Source organism: Streptomyces sp. NPDC020958 (assembly GCF_055562175.1).
This window is the reverse complement of record NZ_JBVHFU010000004.1, coordinates 305,778-324,053: the sequence shown is the minus strand read 5'-3', so window position 1 is coordinate 324,053 and position 18,276 is coordinate 305,778. Positions and strand designations below refer to the sequence as shown.

Here is an 18,276-nt window from a genome sequence, read left to right as displayed (position 1 = left end):
GCGCGGCGACCGGGGCACGCGAGTTTCGGCGCGGATGGCACGATGCGCCGGTGAGCTACTTCTCGTATCACCGTGTCGGTCCTGGTCGCGACCGCCCGCGGCTCCCGGAGCCCAGGCCCGTCGAGCCCGGTGAGTGGCCGAAGCTGGAGGCCGCGCTCGCGGTGGTTAACCGTGACGTGACGGCGACCCTGCCGGGGCAGGACGCGTTGGTACTGATGGTCGACCCAGGGGAGACCGACAGGGGGCGGGTCCACGTGGCGATGCCCGACGGCCGTTGGCAGGGCAACCAGGTGAACGCGTGGGACCCCGAGGAGGGCGACCCGCTGGAGCCGGACGACGAGGCGACGGTGCTGACCGTGGTGGCGGACGCGGCGCAGGAGACCCTGGTGGAGCTGCTCTGGCAGGTCTGGCCGGTCTGCGGGGAACACAAGCTCGGCATGCACCCGCGTCCCGCGGGGACCGCCGACGACTGGTACCCGGGTGCGACGGACGCGGCGGGGCCGCCGGTGTGGTGGTGCCGGGACGGCGAAGGTCACGACGTCGCCCCGGTGGGCGAGCTGGCCGCCACCCTGCCGGGAAAGCAGCGACGCGCGCTGCGGCGCGAACTGCGGCGCACCGAGCGCGGACGGGACGACCGCCGCTGAGCGCGACAGCCCCTGAAGGCCGAGGTTCACGTCGCGACAGCGCGGACCAAAAGGGTTCCGATATGTCCAGGGTGAGGCGCGTCAAGGACCTCCGCGTGGGCCGTGGCGAATCCTGCCCGGGTGAGCAGGCGCTCCCAGACGGCCGGACGGTAGCTGTAGCGGTAGGTGAACATCGCTTTGCCTGCGAAGCCGCCCTTGTACATGCCCTGCGGTCCGTAGGCGCCGGGGATGGCCGGGGGCTGTGAGAAGACGAAGACGCCCCCCGGGTTGAGCCGCCGGCGGACGAGAGGGAAGAGGCGACCCGGATCGGTGAACCAGGCCGCTCCGAAGATCGAGTAGACGGCGTCGTACGTGTCCTCGTGTGCGCTCAGGTACTCCAGCACCTCGGAGCACACGAACTCCGCCCCTGTGCGGCCCCACTTGGTGGTGATCTTCTCGACCATGACGGGAGACAGGTCGACACCACGAGCGTAGATCCCACGCTGGGCGAGGTGGGCGAGGGCCCGGCCGGTGCCGCACCCGATCTCCAGGACGGCACGCGGGTCGCCGAGCAGTTCGGGGCCGGGGCCGTGGCCGGCGTACTGGGTCCAGCAGAAGCCCGGCTCCGCGTCGTCCTTGAAAGCGGAAGCGGCGAAGGTGTCCCACAGCTCCGTCTCGGCGGCGATGTCGTGTTGTGCGGGCAAGGCAAGTCCTTCTTCGAAAAGGCCGGCCCCGTGTCCGCCGGAGACCGAGGACAGGGGTCCAGCGTAGAACCCCTGAACCCCTCCTGAAGGTCACCGCCCCAGGAAGATCGGGTTCGTCAGGGCCGCCAGGGCGCCCGGGACCGGGCCCGCTGCCGTCTCGTGGCGGATCTCGGCGCGGACGTACGCGGCGTAGGAGGGCGTGGTCCCCCATTCGACCGTGCCCGAGCCGGTCACCGGGAAGGGGTCGGTGGTGAGCAGGACGCCCTCGTCGGTGACGAGGCGGACCGTGCAACGGGGGACGCCGGAGGCTTCAAGGCGGACGGTGACCGGGGTGTCGGCGGCCACGGCGAGGCGTTCGCCGATGCCCGCGCGCTCGCCCCGCCCGCCCGTCGCCGTGAAGCTCAGCGTCACGTTCTTCGACTCGGCGATGTAGGAGCGGCCCGCGCGCAGGCCCTCCTGGATCGCCTCGCGGCTCAGGTCGTCGGCGAGGACGACGGTCTGGGGCGAGCCCACGGCGTCCGGGTCGCGGTGCGCGTCGCTGTTGCCCATGCCGGGCAGCCACCGCCGGTCGTTCCGTACCGAGGCGACGAGCGTGGCGTCCCAGGCGGCGAGGGCCACCTCGTCGTCGGGGGTGTACGGCCCGTTCCAGATCTCGACGGCGTCCGCGTCCCCGAACCCGAACTTCCAGGCGCAGCCCACGCACGTGGCGTGCGGGTGCGCGGGTACGACCAGGCCGCCGGCCCGGTGGATCTGCTGGGCGAAGTGGCCGAAGCGGTTGTCCCGGGCCCGGTAGCGCCAGTCGACGAAGGTGCCCGGGTCGGTGCCGAGGGCGACCACGTGGCCGTTCCTCGTGGTGATCTCCTCGCCGAGCATGATCAGCAGGTCGTCGCCGGCCTGGTCGGCCCAGTGCGCGTGCGCCGCGTTCGTGTTGTGCTCGGAGGAGTTGATGAAGTCCAGGCCGGCGGCCCGGGCGAGGGCGGCGATCTCGGCGGGGGTGCGGCGGCCGTCGGAGTACCAGGAGTGCAGGTGGCAGTCGCCCCGGTACCAGTCCCGGCCGCGCCCCTTGGCCCGCTGCGGCGGGTGGACCGGGCGGACGGGGGTGCCGGGTTCCCCGTAGGTCAGGGTGATCGTCAGCTCGTACGACAGTCCCTGCGGGGCGACCGTGTAGGGGCCCAGCGCGATGTGCCAGGTACCGGCGCCCACCGGGCCGGGGAGGTAGCCGGGGGTCGCGTCGTCGGCGCGGACGTAGAACTCCGTGCGGGCGCCGCCGGACCAGCCCCGGAAGCCCTTGCCGCCCAGCTCGGTGCCGTGCTGGTCGAAGACGCCGATGTCGAGCGCGTTGCCCGGGGTGCCGGCCGGGACGCTCGGTCTGTCGTAGGTGTAGGAGACCTTGATCTCCCGTACGCCGGGCGGTACTTCGACCGGCACGTACACGAAGTCCGGGCAGCCGGGTGGCAGCGTGCCGCGTACCGTGCGGGTCTCCTGGTGCTGACCGTCCGCCGCTGCGAAGCTCACGGTTCCCAACGTAAGGGCTGTGGTGGCGCCCGTCACGATCAGCGCGCGTCTGCCGATGCCGTGCGTGTCCTCACACATGCCGCTCACTCTCCCCGCCGGACGTGAACTCCCCCGGAAGGACAGGGAATCCACAGGCATCCGTATGCCATGTGCCCAGCGGTGTGACAGGTGGGACGCCTGATGCCGACCAGTCGGTATGGACAGATCGAGCCACCACCGGTACAGATGGGGCATGCGTATAGCCGTCACGATCTTCCTCACCGACGAGACCATCGCCCCCGTCCGCCTCGCCCGTGAGCTGGAGGCGCGCGGTTTCGCCGGTCTGTACCTGCCCGAGCACACCCACATCCCGGTCGAGCGGACCACCCCGTACCCGGCGGGCGGGGAACTGCCGCGCGAGTACGGCCGCACCCTCGACCCCTTCGTCGCCCTCGGCCAGGCCGCCGCCGTCACCGAGCGCCTCGGCCTCGGCACCGGCATCACCCTGGTCGCCCAGCACGACCCGATCGACCTCGCCAAACAGATCGCCACGCTCGACCACCTCTCCGGCGGCCGGTTCACCCTGGGCGTCGGCTTCGGCTGGAACGTGGAGGAGGCCGCGGACCACGGCGTGACCTGGCGGACGCGGCGGGAGCTGACCCGGGACCGGATGGCCCTGATGCGGGCCCTGTGGGCGGCGGAACCGACCGGGTACGAGGGCGAGTTCGGGAGCGTACGGGCCTCCTCCGCCCATCCCAAGCCGGTGCAGAAGCCGCGCGGGCCGGTGGTCGGTCCGCGCACGCTGGTCGGCGGGGCGGCGGGGCCGAAGCTGTTCGCGCACATCGCGGAGTACGCGGACGGGTGGCTGCCGATCGGCGGGCGCGGGCTGACGGAGTCGCTGCCGGTGCTGCGGGGCGTGTGGGAGGACGCGGGGCGGGACGCGGCGGCGCTCCAGGTGGTGCCGTATGCCGTGTACCCGACGCCGGGGAAGCTGGCGCACTACGCGGAGCTGGGCATCGAGGAGGTGGTGGTGCAGTTGCCGCCGGCGGGGGAGGGGGAGGTGCTGGGAGTGCTGGACGCGTGCGCGCAGTATCTGTGAGGGGGACTGGGGAGCCGTCGCGGCTGCGGGTCCGTCGTGGTTCCTCGCGCAGTTCCCCGCGCCCCTTCAGGGGCGCGGGGAACTGCGCGAACAGCCACGACGCACCCGCACCCGGCCCCGCACCGCACGCCCCCGGCCCCGCCGGACCCGCGGAGCCCCTACGTATGCTCAAGGAATGACGACTTCCGCGACCTCCGGAACCGGCCCCACCGAGAACTCCATGCGTCGCGCCCTCAAACGCGCCCGGGACGGCGTCGCCCTCGACGTCGCCGAGGCCGCCGTACTTCTCCAGGCGCGCGGCGAGGCCCTGACCGACCTCGCCGCCTCCGCCGCCCGGGTCCGGGACGCGGGCCTCGAAGCGGCGGGCCGCCCCGGCGTCATCACGTACTCGAAGAGCGTCTTCGTCCCCCTCACCCGCCTGTGCCGGGACAAGTGCCACTACTGCACGTTCGTCACCGTCCCCGGCAAGCTGCGCCGGGCCGGGCACGGCATGTTCATGTCCCCGGACGAGGTCCTGGACGTCGCCCGCAAGGGCGCGGCCCTCGGCTGCAAGGAAGCCCTGATCACCCTCGGCGACAAGCCGGAGGAGCGGTGGCCGGAGGCGCGGGAATGGCTCGACGCGCACGGGTACGACGACACCATCGCCTACGTCCGCGCCATCTCCGTCCGCATCCTGGAGGAGACCGGCCTGCTGCCCCACCTCAACCCCGGGGTGCTGTCCTGGACCGACTTCCAGCGCCTGAAGCCGGTCGCCCCGTCGATGGGGATGATGCTGGAGACGACCGCGACCCGGCTCTGGTCCGAGCCCGGCGGCCCGCACCACGGCTCCCCGGACAAGGAGCCCGCGGTCCGGCTGCGGGTCCTGGAGGACGCGGGCCGCTCCTCCGTGCCGTTCACCTCCGGGATCCTGATCGGCATCGGCGAGACGTACGAGGAGCGCGCCGAGTCGCTCTTCGCGCTGCGCCGCGTGGCCCGGTCGTACCACGGCGTCCAGGAACTGATCATCCAGAACTTCCGGGCCAAGCCGGACACGGCGATGCGCGGCATGCCGGACGCCGAACTGGACGAGCTGGTGGCGGCGGTGGCGGTGGCGCGGCTGGTGATGGGTCCGGCCGGCAACATCCAGGCCCCGCCGAACCTGGTGGACAGCGAGTACGAGCGGCTGATCGCGGCCGGGATCGACGACTGGGGCGGGGTCTCCCCGCTCACCATCGACCACGTCAACCCCGAACGCCCCTGGCCAAGGATCGAGGAACTGGCCGCGAAGTCGGCGGCCGCCGGTTTCGAACTGCGCGAACGCCTCTGCGTGTACCCGGAGTTCGTCCGCCGCGGCGAGCCCTGGCTGGACCCGCGGCTGCGTCCGCACATCGCCGCCCTGGCGGACCCGGCCACCGGCCTCGCGGTGCCGGACGCGGTCGTCGAGGGGCATCCGTGGCAGGAGCCGGAGGAGGTCTTCGTCGCCACCGGCCGCACCGACCTGCACACCGCCATCGACACCGAGGGCCGTACGGCCGACCGCCGCGACGACTTCGACGAGGTGTACGGCGACTGGGGCGCCCTGCGCGAGGCGGCGGCCCCCGGCATGGCACCGGAGCGCATCGACACCGACGTCCGCGCGGCCCTGGCCACCGCCGCCGACGACCCCACGAAACTCACGGACGCCGAGGCCCTCGCCCTCCTCCACGCGGACGGCCCTGCGCTGGACGCGCTGACCCGGATCGCCGACGACGTCCGGAAGGCGGCCGTCGGCGACGACGTGACGTACATCGTCACCCGCAACATCAACTTCACCAACGTCTGCTACACCGGCTGCCGGTTCTGCGCCTTCGCGCAGCGTCGCACCGACGCCGACGCGTACACGCTCTCCCTCGATCAGGTCGCCGACCGGGCGCAACAGGCGTGGGACGTCGGCGCGGTGGAGGTCTGCATGCAGGGCGGGATCCACCCCGACCTGCCGGGCACGGCCTACTTCGACATCGCGAAGGCGGTGAAGGAGCGGGTCCCCGGCATGCACGTGCACGCCTTCTCGCCGATGGAGGTGGTGAACGGCGCGACCCGCACCGGCCTGTCGATCCGCGAGTGGCTGATGGCGGCCAAGGAGGCGGGCCTGGACACCATCCCCGGCACCGCCGCCGAGATCCTGGACGACGAGGTTCGCTGGGTGCTGACCAAGGGCAAACTGCCCACCGCCACCTGGATCGAGGTCGTCACCACGGCCCACGAGGTGGGCATCCGGTCCTCGTCCACGATGATGTACGGGCATGTCGACCAGCCCCGGCACTGGCTGGGCCACCTGCGCACCCTGGCCCGCATCCAGCAGCGAACCGGCGGTTTCACGGAGTTCGTGACGCTCCCCTTCATCCACACCAACGCCCCGGTCTATCTGGCGGGCATCTCCCGTCCGGGTCCGACGATGCGCGACAACCGCGCGGTGACGGCGATGGCCCGGCTCCTCCTGCACCCGCACATCCCGAACATCCAGACGAGCTGGGTGAAACTGGGCACGGAAGGGGCGGCGGAGATGCTCCGCTCGGGCGCCAACGACCTCGGCGGCACCCTCATGGAGGAGACGATCTCGCGGATGGCGGGGTCGTCGTACGGCTCGTACAAGTCGGTACGCGACCTGGTCGCCGTGGCGCAGGCGGCGGGCCGTCCGGCACGGCCGCGTACGACGCTGTACGGCGAGGTGTCCGAGGAGCGGCGGCGGGCGGCGGAGGCGTCCGACGGGCACCTGCCGGAGCTGCTGCCGGTGCTGGACTGAGCGGCCGGGTGCCCGGGTGCGGCCCGGTACGATGATCCGACCTCTGTCGTCTGTACAGGGGGCCTCATAGCGGAGGAGATACGTACCCGTGGCTGCCCTACTGCCCTCCTGGGTCACGGTCACCGGACTGACGGCGGGGGCGACGGTGGCCGTCGCCTTCCTCGCCGTGCAGGCCGACAAGGGGCCGCACCCCACGGCCGCGAAGGTCCGGCCGTCGGCGAGCGCGTCGGCAGGCGTCCATCCCTCCGCGTCCCCGGCCCCGGCGAAGGCCCCGGACGTCCCCGCGGCCTCCGGCACCGGCCGCCGGGTCGTCTACGCGCTGGGCGACAAGCGGGTCTGGCTGGTCGACGCGAGCGACAAGGCGACCCGGACGTTCACGGTGTGGCCGGGGACGGTGAGCCCCGACCCCGGCACCTACACGATCTCCAAGACGCTGGCGTCCACGACCGGTTCGGACGGCGTCCAGATCGAGCACATCCTCTACTTCGCCGCGAAGTCGGGCCTGTCGATCGCCTTCTCCAACGCGGTCGACGGCGCCTCCCCGCCCCCTGCCGTCGGCAAGCAGACCAGCGGCATCCGCATGCGCAAGGCGGACGGCACGGCCCTGTGGACCTTCGGCACGGAACCGGACACCAAGGTGACGGTGGTGAAGTAAGCCGGCTCAGTCCTCCGGGGCCGACCGGCCCGACAGCTGGACGACGACGAGTGCGAGGCCGGTCAGGACCAGGACCCGGGTCGCGGCGTCCAGGCCGTTCCAGGTCTTGGACTGCCACATGGAGAACCACTCGCCGCCGATCCCGACGAACCCGGCGCCGAAGAGCAGGACGAGCATCAGCAGACCGTAGGTGGAGACGCGCCGCGCGCGGCCGTCGTCGCGCCGGAACCACAGCACGGTCCCGGCGATCAGCACGAGCGCGGCCAGCGTCTCCCACACGATGATGGCGACGTAGGCGGTGTTCTCGAGCCCCTTGTCCGTGATGGCCCGCCACATCAGGTCGTCGTCCTTGAACGTGGTGTCCATGGCCAGCACATGCTGGACGAAGGCCTGGTTGGTGCCGAAGTCGGTGATGTTCCCGAAGGCGACGAGGGCGATGTAGAGCGCGACCGTACCGGTGAGCACGGCGGCGGCAAGCGAGAGCGCACGAGGCGCATGGGAGGTGGACATGACACCGTCCTTTCCCCACCCCGCCCGATTACACCCCTGACCGGGGCGGACAAGCGGTGCTTCGGCACCCCACGTCGCCCCCGGCCTCTGCGAGACTGGGCGTGGGCCGGCTGCGGGGGTGGAGGGCGGATGGGGTCGACACGGCCGTCGATGCAGGAGCTGATCGGGCGGCGGCGCAGGGCCGGGTTCGTCGGGCGGGCCGAGGAGCGCGCCGCGTTCCGGCGGAACCTCGAACTGCCGCCCGAGGACGAGCGGCACCGGTTCCTGTTCCATGTGCACGGTGACGCGGGCGTCGGAAAGACCTTCCTGGTGCGGGAGTTGGAGCAGCTCGCCCGGGAGGCCGGGGCGCTGACCGCCTACGTCGACGAGGGTGCGGACAGCGTGCCCGAGACGATGGCGGCGATGGCGCGTCAGTTCGCGGCCCAGGGACGGCGGTTCAAGGAACTGGACCGGCTGCTGGCCGCGCACCGCGAGCGGCGGCACGAGGCGGCGGCCGCCCTCGCGATGGACGGACCGCAGGACCGGGAGGCACCGTCGGCGGGCAGCCTGGCCGTGGCCCGGGCGGCCCAGGTGGGCCTGGGGATGGTCCCGGTGGCCGGCGCCTTCGCCGCGGCCCTGGACACCGACCGCCTCGCCCAGGGAGCCGACCGGATCCGGGCCCGCTTCCGCAGCCAGGAGGACGTCCAGCTGGCCCTGTCCCCCGAGCGGGTGCTGACCCCGGTACTGCTGGCGGAACTGACCGCGGCCGCCGACACCGCCCCCTGGATCGTCCTCTTCCTCGACACCTACGAGCGCACCGGCACGTTCCTCGACCCCTGGCTGCACGACGTGATGACCACCGACCGGTACGGCGCCCTGCCCGCCGACGTCGTCGTGGTCACCTCCGGCCAGCGCCCGTTCGACACGGCCCGCTGGGGCGGTTTCGCCGACTTCATGGCCGACGTCCCGCTGCGCCCGTTCACGGAGGCGGAGGCGCGGGGGCTGCTCGCGGACAAGGGGGTGCGGGACGAACCGGTGATCGCGGAGGTGCTGCGGCTCAGCGGCGGCCTCCCGGTACTCGTCACCGCCCTGGCCGAACAGCGCCCCACCGACCCCGACGACGTGGGAGACCCCAGCGCCACCGCCGTGGAACGCTTCCTGAAGTGGGAACCGGATCCCGCACGCCGGTCCGTGGCACTCGCCTGCGCGCTGCCCCGGCGCCTCGACCTGGACGTGTTCCGGGCGGCCGTCGACTGCCCCGCCGAGGAGGCCGACGCGCTCTTCGGCTGGCTGCGCGGCCTGCCGTTCGTGACCGAGCGGCCCGACCGGCTGACCTACCACGACCTGGTCCGCGACGCGATGCTCCGCCTGCGGCGGCGACGCTCCCCACGGGACTGGACCCGCGACCACGAGGCACTCGCCGAGGCCTACGGCGGCTGGCGCGCGGAGACGGCGCACGGGCTCCGCCCCGGCGCGGAGTGGGACCACGAGCCATGGCGCGCGCTGCTGCTCGAGGAGACCTACCACCGCCTGTGCGCCCGGCCGGGGACGGCACTCGCACAAGCGCTCGGCACCTTCCTGGCGGCCTGCGCCGCGGACCCGGCGGTCGGCCGCCGCTGGGCGGCGACCGTGGCGGAAGCGGGCACCGCCGCCGACGCCCCGGCCGTACGGGACTGGGGACGCCGCCTGGCCGAGGCCCTCGCCGACGGGGTGACCGGCGCCATGGACCTGCTGCTCGCCTGGCCCGGACTGGACAACGGCGGCCGGGCGCTGGCCCATGTGGTCCGGGGCCGGGAACTGTGGAACGCCGGTGAACCCGCCCGCTCCCTGGCCGAGTACGACCAGGCGATCGCACTGGACCCGGAACGGCCGATGGCCCACTACGGCCGGGCCCTGTGCCGCCGGGCCCTGGACGACCTCACCGGGGCCCTCGTCGCCCTGGACCGCGCGGACGCCCTCGCTCCCGGCACCGCGCTGTTCCTGGCCGCCCGGGGCGAGACCCTCCGACTGGCCGGCCGCTTCCAGGAGGCCGTGGCCGCGCTGGACCGGGCCGTCGCCCTGGAACCGGCCGACGCGAGCACTCTCGCCTCCCGGGCCGTGTGCCGGCACGCACTGGAGCAGTACGACGAGGCCCTCGCCGACTTCGACCGCGCGCTGGGCATCGACGCGGGGCACCTGTGGGCGCGGGTGCGCAGGGGACGGCTGCGCGGCGCGCGGGGCGAGTGGGCGGAGGCCTTCGCCGACCTCGACGAGGCGGTCCGGCGCGCCCCCGACTCACCCTGGATCGCCTCCGAGCGGGGCGACGCCTACCGGCGCGCGGGCCGCTTCACGGACGCGGTCACCGAACTCACCCGGGCCGTCGCCCTGCTGCCCGACTACCCGTCCGCCCTGGCCGGCCGAGGCGTGGCCCTCCACGAACTGGGCCGAGAAGAGGAGGCGTTGGCCGACCTCGACCGGGCCATCGCCCTGGCCCCCGACTTCACCTGGGCACGGGAGGCACGGGACCGGGTACGCGGCGGACCCACTCCCGGATGACCCCGCGGTACCCCCGGATGACCCCGACGAACGCCGACCACGCACCGTCGACGAAGACGAGCGCCGCCCCGTCCCCGGCCCCACCGCGCCTCCCGACCCGGTCGAAACCCGGTCAGCCGGGCGCACACAACCCACACCTCGCATACCCAACCGGCCCCTGAACCGACCGTTCCCGGTCGATTACAGTGCTCAGCGCTCGTATGTACGGACGGTGCCCGTGAGGAGGTCATGGTGAGTGCGACGTCGGGTGCCGTCTGGGGGCGTGTGGAGCAGCAGGACTTCCGCAGCAGGGTGCGGGGGACGCTGCTGGGGACCGCCGTCGGGGACGCGCTCGGCGGGCCCGTGGACGGGCTGACGCTGGAGGAGATCCAGGGGGCGTACGGACCTGAGGGGATCGTCGATCTCGGGGCCGGGTACGGGCGGCGCGGGACGGTCACGCATCACACGCAGCTCACCCTCTTCACCGTGGACGGGTTGATAAGGGCCCAGGTGCGCAGGGACACCGGCGCCTGGCATCCGCCGACCGACCTGCACCGGGCGTATCTGCGGTGGGCGGCCACCCAGCGCGACTGGGGACCCGACGAGCGGCGTGCGGACGACGGGTGGCTGGCCCGGGAGGAGTGGCTGTACGCCCGGCGGGATCCCACGCGGTCGTTGCTGCTCGGGCTGGGGGACGAGCGGATGGGGACGCTGGAGGAGCCCAAGAACCCGGAGGACATGGGGCCGGAGGCGGTCGCCAGGTCGGCGCCGTTCGGGCTGCTGGTGGGGTGGGAGCCGCAACTCGTCGTACAGCTGGCCGTGGAGTGCTCGGCGCAGACGCACGGGCACCCCACCGCCTGTCTGTCGGCGGGCGCGTACGCGGTGATCGTGCACGCGCTGGCGCGGGGCGACTCGCTCGACGGGGCCGTCCAGCGGGCCCTCGCGCTGCTGGCGGTCCGGCCGGGGCACCAGCCCGTGTCGGACGCGCTGCAGCACGCGCTCGGCGCCGTACGGCAGGGGATGCCGTCCCCGGCGCGGGTCGAGGAACTGGCCGGGGACGGGGCGGCCGACGGGATGCTCGCCGCCGCCGTGTACTGCGCGCTCGTCGGCGAGGACGTACGGCACGGGCTGTGCCTCGCCGTCAACCAGGCCGGGCCCTCCGCCGTCGCCGGTGCCCTCACCGGCGGCCTCCTCGGCGCCCTGCACGGCGAGACGGCCCTGCCGCCGTCCTGGGTGGCCGAGTTGGAGGGCCGCCCCACGATCCTCGAACTCGCCGACGACTTCGCGATGGAGATGACCCAGGGCCCGGCCCTGCACAGCCCGGTCGGAGCGGCCCCGGGCTGGCTCGCGCGCTACCCGCGCTGACCGTGCCCGCCCCAAGACACCCGCTCAGCCGGCGCGGCGGGCCTGGACCCCGTCGGGTTCGAAGTCGTAGACGACGTCGTTGATGCGCAGGCCGTCGACGGCCCCGTTCCACATGTAGTCGCGGCCCTTGCTCACCCCGGCGGTGTAGACGACGGGTGGTGCGCCGCCGTCGTTCAGCGCGGCCAGCAGGGCGTGGAAGCCGCACGGGTGGTCCACGGCGCACTTGGCCGTGGCGCCCGCGCTGCCGGTGAGGTACCAGGTGCCGGTCCTGGTGGCGTCGAGGTAGGGGCTCCACTGGTCCACCACCGGGGAGGGCGGCGGGTTCCACACCATCGAGGAGTAGGTGGTGGCGCGGGCCGCGGCGAGGTTCGGGTCGATCTCGAACCTGATGTTCGGCATGTTCCCGGGGCCGCCGTAGGAGATGTTCTCGCCGGTCTGGAAGACGTGGAAGCCGATCTGGCGCAGCCCCGGCACCGGGATGCCGTAGAAGTCGGTCTCGTCGCCGAAGTGGACGGCCTCGCTGGGCGGCGTGAGGGAGGTGGCGCGGTCCGCCACCGAGATGCCGAGGCTGCCCCGGCCGTAGGGCGGTCGCGCGGCCGCCGCCGGCAGGCCGAACGAGCCGAACGGGCCGGGCCGCAGGTCGGCGACGGGAGAGCCGATCGTGTCCCGGGTGATGACGCCCCAGTGGTCCGGGCTGCCCAACTGCCCCGCCACGTCGGCGGTGGCCGGAACCGGGACTGCGGAAACGACGATCGCGGCCACCGCCGTGACCGCGAGCGCCGTTCTCCTTCTCACCCCGAAGCGAGCCTTCACACCCACTCCTTCCGTGGTCCGTGCGAGGTCAGCCACGGTAGGGATCGCCGGTGCGCCGACCCGTCACGACGCACCAGTTATATGGGGTGATTAATCACGATGGTGGAGCGACGGTCGCCTCTCCGCCGGCCTGGGCCGGAACCGGTGCCGCCGCCGCGCCGTCGTCGTCCGTGTTGACGCTCTCGATGATCGCCAGGCGTTCCGGGGTGTCCTCCGGCTTCAGGTAGCCGATGAGGATGTACAGGACCAGGGAGACGGCCAGCGGGACCGACACCTGGTACTGGAGGGGGACCCCGCCGTCGACGTTCCAGTTGATCGGGTAGTTGACCAGCCAGAAGGCCAGCAGGCCCGCCGCCCAGCTGGTCAGCGCTGCCGTCGGGCCGGAGCGGCGGAACGGGCGGAGCAGACCCAGCATCATCGGGATCGCGATCGGGCCCATCAGGCCCGCCACCCACTTGATCACGATCGTGATGATGTCCTTGAAGGTGGGGGAGTTGACCTGGGTCGCCACCGTCATCGACAGGCCGAGGAAGACCACCGTGGTCACCCGGGCCGCGATCAACCCGGTGCGTTGGCCCCACTCCCGGGCCCGCCGGGACAGCACCGGTGCCGCGTCCCGGGTGAACACCGCCGCGATGGCGTTGGCGTCGGAGGAGCACATGGCCATCGTGTGCGAGAAGAACCCGACGACGACCAGGCCCAACAGGCCGTGCGGCAGCAGTTGTTCGGTCATCAGGCCGTAGGAGTCGGAGCCGTCCGGCTTCTTTGCGTGCACCAGCAGCGGCGACATCCACATGGGGAAGAACAGCACCACCGGCCAGACCAGCCACAGCACGGCGGAGAGCCGGGCGCCGCGCTCGGCCTCCCGGGGGCCGCTGGTGGCCATGTAGCGCTGGGCCTGGTTGAGCATGCCGCCGTTGTACTCGAAGAGCTTGATGAAGAGGAAGGCGAGCAGGAAGACGGTCCCGTACGGCCCGACCAGCGGCTTGCCGTGGCCGTGCAGGGCGGGCTGGTTCCAGGCGTCGAAGAAGCCGATGTGCTGGTCGTTCAGCTTCAGCACGACCGCGACGAACATCGAGATACCGGCCAGCAACTGGATGACGAACTGGCCGAGTTCGGTCAGCGCGTCCGCCCACAGGCCGCCGATCGTGCAGTAGACGGCGGTGATCGCGCCGGTGATGAGGATGCCCTGGTTCAGGGTGACGCCGGTGAAGACGGACAGCAGCGTCGCGATGGCCGCCCACTTCGCGGCCACGTCCACGATCTTCAGCAGCATCCCGGACCAGGCGAGGGCCTGCTGGGTCTTCAGGTCGTAGCGGTTCTTCAGGTATTCGAGCGGGGACGCCACGTGCAGGCGGGAGCGGAGGCGGTTGACGCGCGGCGCGAAGAGCCGGGAGCCGATCGCGACCCCGAGCGCGATCGGGAAGGACCAGGTGACGAACGACGTCACGCCGTAGGTGTAGGCGATGCCCGCGTAGCCGGTGAACATCACCGCGCTGTAGCCCGACATGTGGTGCGAGATGCCGGACAGCCACCAGGGCATCTTCCCGCCGGCGGTGAAGAAGTCGCTGACGTCGTCCACCCGTTGGTGCGACCAGACGCCGATCGCGACCATCACGCCGAAGTAGCCGATGAGCACGGCCCAGTCGAGCCCGTTCATGCGCCCCCCTTCCAGGGTCCGCCTTGTGAACTCCGCTCAGCAGGCTGGCACTTCGCATAAGCGGAGCGAGGACGGGGAAGGCCGCGAAGTGCCCGCTCATCGTGGGTTCGCTTACGCGGGCACGACAAGCGGGCGTATGGTCAAGGGGGCGTAAAATCGTTCGGTTAGCTGACCTTGATTTATGTACATGAACGACCGGGATGGCTGGAAACAGACCTCAGCGCATCAGCTCCCCCGCGTTGACCAGCAGCGACTGCCCCGTGATGGCCCGCGCCCGGTCCGACGCCAGGAACACCGCCGCGTCCGCCACGTCCCCGTCCGTCGCCAGCTCCGGCAGCGCCATCCGCTCGGTCAGCCGCCCCAGTACCTCGTCCTCGGGCACCCCCTCCGTATGCGCCGTGAACTGCACGTACGCCTGCACCGGTGGCCCCCACATCCAGCCCGGCAGCACCGTGTTGACCCGGATCCGGTACGGTCCCAGCTCCCGCGCCAGCGAGTACATCGCACTGGTCAGCGCGCCCTTGGAGGCGGCGTACGCGGCCTGCCGCACCTGCGAGGGCGCGGCGACCGCCGACTGCGTCCCGACGAACACGACCGCCCCGCCCCGCTCCTTGAGCCCCGGCAGGCAGGCCCGGGTCATCCGCAGGCTGCCCAGCAGGTTCACGTCGATGACCGAGGCCCAGGTCGCGAAGTCCGCGTCCTCGACCCCGCCGAAGTAGGAGTCCCAGGCGGCCACGTGCACCACCGCATCGATCCCGCCGAACCGCTCCCGCGCCAGCGCGGCCAGCGCCTCGCACTGCGCCTCGTCGGTGATGTCGGTGGCCCGGTACGCGGTCCTGCCGCCCTCCGGATCGATTCCGGCCGCGCTCTTCGCGAGGTTCGCCTCGGTCCGCGCACCGAGTACCGCGTTCCCGCCGTCCCGTACGACGGCCGCCGCGACCTGGTGCCCGAGCCCGGCGCCGACTCCCGAGACGACGACGGTCTTGCCCGCGAGCAGCGACATGGAAGCCTCCCGAACCCTGGCGCTTTATCTGACGGAGCGTCAGAGTATGGGCGACCACCGGAAAGGGGAACCGCATGAGCGACGACACCCGCAGTGACGTCTACGCCGAACTGGCCGCCGTCGGGCCGTACGGCGTCCGCCCCGGCCATGCCCTCATCACCATGGTCGAGCCGCACCCCGGGCACGAGTACGCCTACAACCGCTGGTACGAGGACGACCACTACTACGCGGGCGCCATGGCCATGCCCTGGATGTACGCCGGCCGCCGCTGGGTCGCCCCCCGCGACCTCCAGCTCCTGCGCTACCCCGAGAAGTCGGCCGTCGCCCAGCCCGTCACCGCCGGCTGCTACCTCTCCACCTACTGGATCACCGACGGCCGCTACGCCGACCACATGAAGTGGACGGTCGCCATCAACAAGCGGCTGAACCGGGACGCCCGGGTCTACCAGGACCGCACCCACGTGTTCACGGCGTTCCAGGACCACGAGGCGACCGTGTACCGCGACGGCGCCGCCGGACCGCGCGACTTCCACGCCCTCGACCACCCCTACGCCGGACTGGTGCTGGAGGTCGTCGACAGCGAGACGCCCGAGCAGCGGGCGGAACTGGTGGAGTGGCTGCGCGGCCGGCACCTGCCGAAGCGGCTGGCGGGTTCGCCGAGCGCCATGGTGACCGTCTTCCGGCCGACCCCGCTGCCCGGCGACCGGATGACGTACGTGAAGCAGGTGGAGGGGGTGGACACCCGGCTGACCCTGCTGTGGTTCCTGGAGGCCGACCCCCGCGACGTGTGGGAGGAGCACTTCACGGGCCTGGACACCGAGGTGGCCGCCACGGAACTCGGCACCGTCCAGTTCGCCGCCCCGTTCGTACCGACGATCCCGGGCACGGACCGGTACGTGGACGAACTGCGGTCAGTTCGGTAGCCGGGACTGCGGGGCCTGTTCCCCGGGCCGGCCGGGCACCGCCGGGGCGCGTCGGCCGACGTTCCCCGGCACGGACGGGTACGGGGAACCCGCGGCGGTCGTCCCGGTGGCCGGGCCCACGGTCACTTCAGCTCGTCGGGGCAGGGTGTGCCGCGGGGGAGCTGGTACGGCGCGGCCAGGCGGTACGTGCCCGCCTTCGGTGCCAGCAGCACTGTCCACTTGTCGCCCTTCGCGTCCTCGGGGGTCTCCGCGAGGCAGCCGTTGACGTTGACGTACGTCTTCGGCGTGCCCTCGGCCCGGTGCTTGGACGCCTGGGTCTCCTGCGGTGCCTTCAGGCTCTTGCCCTTGGCGTCGACGATGCTCAGCCACGGCGAGTACGGGATCCGGATCAGGATCCGGCCGGCCTTGCGGACCTCGATGGTCAGTTCGCCCTGCTCGGCGCTGTCCACCACCGCGTTCGGCTCGGCCAGCGGGACCGGGTCGGTCACCTTGAACAGCTGCCAGTTGGCGTCGCCCCAGATCTGCTTCAGGTACGGCATCCCGCGCCGCACCAGCGCACGCTCCCGCTCGCCGCCGTCACCGTCCGGTTCCCCCTTCGGTAGGACCACGAAGTGGACGGCCCACCGCTGGAGCCACTCGTGGTAGTTCGCGGAGTTGAGGGTGTCGTCGTAGAAGAGCGGGTTGCGCTCCATGTCGGCCTGCCGGTTCCAGCCGCGGGCCAGGTTGACGTACGGCGCGAGCGCGGACGCCTCCCGGTGGGAGCGGGCCGGGACCACCTCGACGCGGCCCTTCTCGGCGCCGACCTGCTGGAGCTGGTGGACCAGCGGGGCGAGCTCACGGGCCCAGGACGCGGCCGGGGTGGTGTGGATGATGTCGTCGACCGACTTGAAGCCGATCCAGCCCACGAAGCCGAGGAAGGCGAGGACGGTGACGTAGTACTTGCGCGAGCGCGGGACCGTGTACGGGAGGGCGGCGATCAGGGTCGCGCCGGCGAACAGCATCGGCAGCCGCGAGATGTTCGAGCCGATCTGCGAGCTGACCAGCCACACCAGCACCACCCCGAGGCTGTACACGGCCGCCGTCAGCCGGACGGTCCGCCACTCCTTGGGGACGAGGAACAGGCACAGCAGGCCGTAGGAGAGGGGCAGGATCACCGAGCCGATGGTCATGGGCTGGGTGCCGGAGAACGGGAACAGCCAGGCGGACACCGCCACCACGGCCGCGGGCGCCAGACCGAGTGCCCAGGCACCCGGCCGCCGCTTCTGCAGGAACAGCGCGACCGCGACCAGGCCGACGAAGAGCCCGGCGACCGGGGACGACATGGTGGCGAGCGCGGCCAGCGGCGCCGCGACCAGCGCCTTCGCCCACCGCTTGAGACGCCAGCGGTGAGGCCAGCAGAACACCGCGCCCACCGCGCCCAGCGCGAACACCGTGCCCAGACCGAAGGTGACCCGCCCGGAGATCGCGTTGCAGATCAGCGCGAAGACCCCGGCGGACGCCGCCCACAGCGGGTTGCGCACCGCCCGGCTGCGGATCAGCAGCAGGGTCAGCAGACCGGCCGAGGCCGTGCCCGCGATCATCATCGTGGTACGGACGCCCAGCACCGACATCAGGTACGGCGACACCACGCTGTACGAGACCGGGTGCATGCCGCCGTACCAGGCGAGGTTGTACGCCGAGTCCGGGTGCCGCCCGACGAACTCGGCCCACGCGTCCTGCGCCGCCAGGTCCCCGCCGCTGTTCGCGAACGTGAAGAACCAGATGACGTGCAGGATCCCGGCGATGACGGTCATCGAGAGCACCGGGTGGCTCAGCAGCCGCCGGCGCAGGGGTTCGGCGGCGCGCAGCAACCGGGCGGTGCGGCTGTTACTCTCCGTACCGGCCGGGTCGGCTGTGACGCCCGGGTCCGCCGGGGTCCGGGCTATTCGCCGGCCGGATACCGGACCCGGATCGGCGTTGTCGGCGCGTGTCGGCTCCGCTGTGGCCACCTGAAGGCACTCCCCGTGTCCCGTCTTCTGTTCTCGGCCGCGTTCCACGGTGTTGGCGGCCGCTTCCCGTCCAGTTCGCGGCCGCGTCACGGCGTCCGGCGACCTGCCCCGATTCGCGACGCTAGCACGCACCCCGCCGCGGGGCCCTGGGGTGGGCCGCCATCAGCGGGGTGCGGTGACGGAAT

At 72.4% G+C, this 18,276-nt stretch carries 14 protein-coding genes; 7 read left to right on the top strand and 7 right to left on the bottom strand.

Features of this window, described 5'->3' with window-relative positions:
* Positions 1–50 precede the first annotated feature (50 nt).
* Positions 51–644 (top strand): hypothetical protein, encoded by a 594-nt coding sequence (locus ACZ3KP_RS15330; RefSeq protein ID WP_467499728.1) that lies wholly within the window; start codon positions 51–53, stop codon positions 642–644.
* Between the two features lie 26 nt (positions 645–670).
* Here the strand turns inward: ACZ3KP_RS15330 and ACZ3KP_RS15325 are convergent, their stop codons facing one another.
* Entirely contained in the window at positions 671–1,327 is a 657-nt protein-coding gene (locus tag ACZ3KP_RS15325; RefSeq protein WP_467499726.1) for a class I SAM-dependent methyltransferase, read from the bottom strand.
* Positions 1,328–1,417: 90 nt separating this feature from the next.
* Entirely contained in the window at positions 1,418–2,920 is a 1,503-nt protein-coding gene (locus tag ACZ3KP_RS15320; protein ID WP_467499725.1) for a CehA/McbA family metallohydrolase, read from the bottom strand.
* A gap of 154 nt (positions 2,921–3,074) precedes the next feature.
* Between ACZ3KP_RS15320 and ACZ3KP_RS15315 the strand changes: the two genes are divergently transcribed.
* The 3 genes from ACZ3KP_RS15315 (at position 3,075) to ACZ3KP_RS15305 (ending at position 7,336) form a co-directional block, all read left to right on the top strand.
* Positions 3,075–3,920, top strand: coding sequence for an LLM class F420-dependent oxidoreductase (locus ACZ3KP_RS15315; protein ID WP_358974006.1), 846 nt, complete (start codon positions 3,075–3,077; stop codon positions 3,918–3,920).
* A 175-nt stretch (positions 3,921–4,095) separates the two neighbouring features.
* A complete protein-coding gene (locus ACZ3KP_RS15310; RefSeq protein WP_467499723.1) occupies positions 4,096–6,681 on the top strand; it encodes a bifunctional FO biosynthesis protein CofGH in 2,586 nt (861 codons plus the stop codon).
* A gap of 88 nt (positions 6,682–6,769) precedes the next feature.
* Positions 6,770–7,336, top strand: coding sequence for a hypothetical protein (locus ACZ3KP_RS15305; protein WP_467499721.1), 567 nt, complete (start codon positions 6,770–6,772; stop codon positions 7,334–7,336).
* 6 nt (positions 7,337–7,342) lie between these two features.
* On the opposite strand, the gene ACZ3KP_RS15300 is transcribed toward ACZ3KP_RS15305, so the two are convergent.
* Positions 7,343–7,846 carry a DUF2165 domain-containing protein gene (locus tag ACZ3KP_RS15300; RefSeq protein WP_467499719.1) on the bottom strand — a complete coding sequence of 168 codons (504 nt, stop codon included), beginning with the start codon at positions 7,844–7,846 and terminating at the stop codon, positions 7,343–7,345.
* A 129-nt stretch (positions 7,847–7,975) separates the two neighbouring features.
* Between ACZ3KP_RS15300 and ACZ3KP_RS15295 the strand changes: the two genes are divergently transcribed.
* Positions 7,976–10,360 (top strand): tetratricopeptide repeat protein, encoded by a 2,385-nt coding sequence (locus ACZ3KP_RS15295; RefSeq protein ID WP_467499717.1) that lies wholly within the window; start codon positions 7,976–7,978, stop codon positions 10,358–10,360.
* Positions 10,361–10,591: 231 nt separating this feature from the next.
* Positions 10,592–11,704, top strand: a complete 1,113-nt coding sequence (locus tag ACZ3KP_RS15290; RefSeq protein ID WP_358974663.1) for an ADP-ribosylglycohydrolase family protein — start codon at positions 10,592–10,594, stop codon at positions 11,702–11,704.
* Between the two features lie 24 nt (positions 11,705–11,728).
* Here ACZ3KP_RS15290 and ACZ3KP_RS15285 read toward each other — a convergent pair whose 3' ends face one another.
* The 3 genes from ACZ3KP_RS15285 to ACZ3KP_RS15275 all read right to left on the bottom strand — a co-directional run bounded on the left by ACZ3KP_RS15285 (position 11,729) and on the right by ACZ3KP_RS15275 (position 15,180).
* Positions 11,729–12,517 (bottom strand): hypothetical protein, encoded by a 789-nt coding sequence (locus ACZ3KP_RS15285; protein WP_467499715.1) that lies wholly within the window; start codon positions 12,515–12,517, stop codon positions 11,729–11,731.
* A 94-nt stretch (positions 12,518–12,611) separates the two neighbouring features.
* Positions 12,612–14,177: a sodium:solute symporter family protein gene (locus tag ACZ3KP_RS15280; RefSeq protein ID WP_467499713.1), complete on the bottom strand. Its 1,566-nt coding sequence runs from the start codon at positions 14,175–14,177 to the stop codon at positions 12,612–12,614.
* A 217-nt stretch (positions 14,178–14,394) separates the two neighbouring features.
* Positions 14,395–15,180, bottom strand: coding sequence for an SDR family oxidoreductase (locus tag ACZ3KP_RS15275; RefSeq protein WP_467499711.1), 786 nt, complete (start codon positions 15,178–15,180; stop codon positions 14,395–14,397).
* 74 nt (positions 15,181–15,254) lie between these two features.
* Here ACZ3KP_RS15275 and ACZ3KP_RS15270 point away from each other — a divergent pair, with 74 nt between their 5' ends.
* Entirely contained in the window at positions 15,255–16,103 is an 849-nt protein-coding gene (locus tag ACZ3KP_RS15270; RefSeq protein ID WP_467499709.1) for a hypothetical protein, read from the top strand.
* A gap of 122 nt (positions 16,104–16,225) precedes the next feature.
* Here ACZ3KP_RS15270 and ACZ3KP_RS15265 read toward each other — a convergent pair whose 3' ends face one another.
* Positions 16,226–18,091: an MFS transporter gene (locus tag ACZ3KP_RS15265; RefSeq protein WP_467499707.1), complete on the bottom strand. Its 1,866-nt coding sequence runs from the start codon at positions 18,089–18,091 to the stop codon at positions 16,226–16,228.
* Between the last annotated feature and the right edge of the window lie 185 nt (positions 18,092–18,276).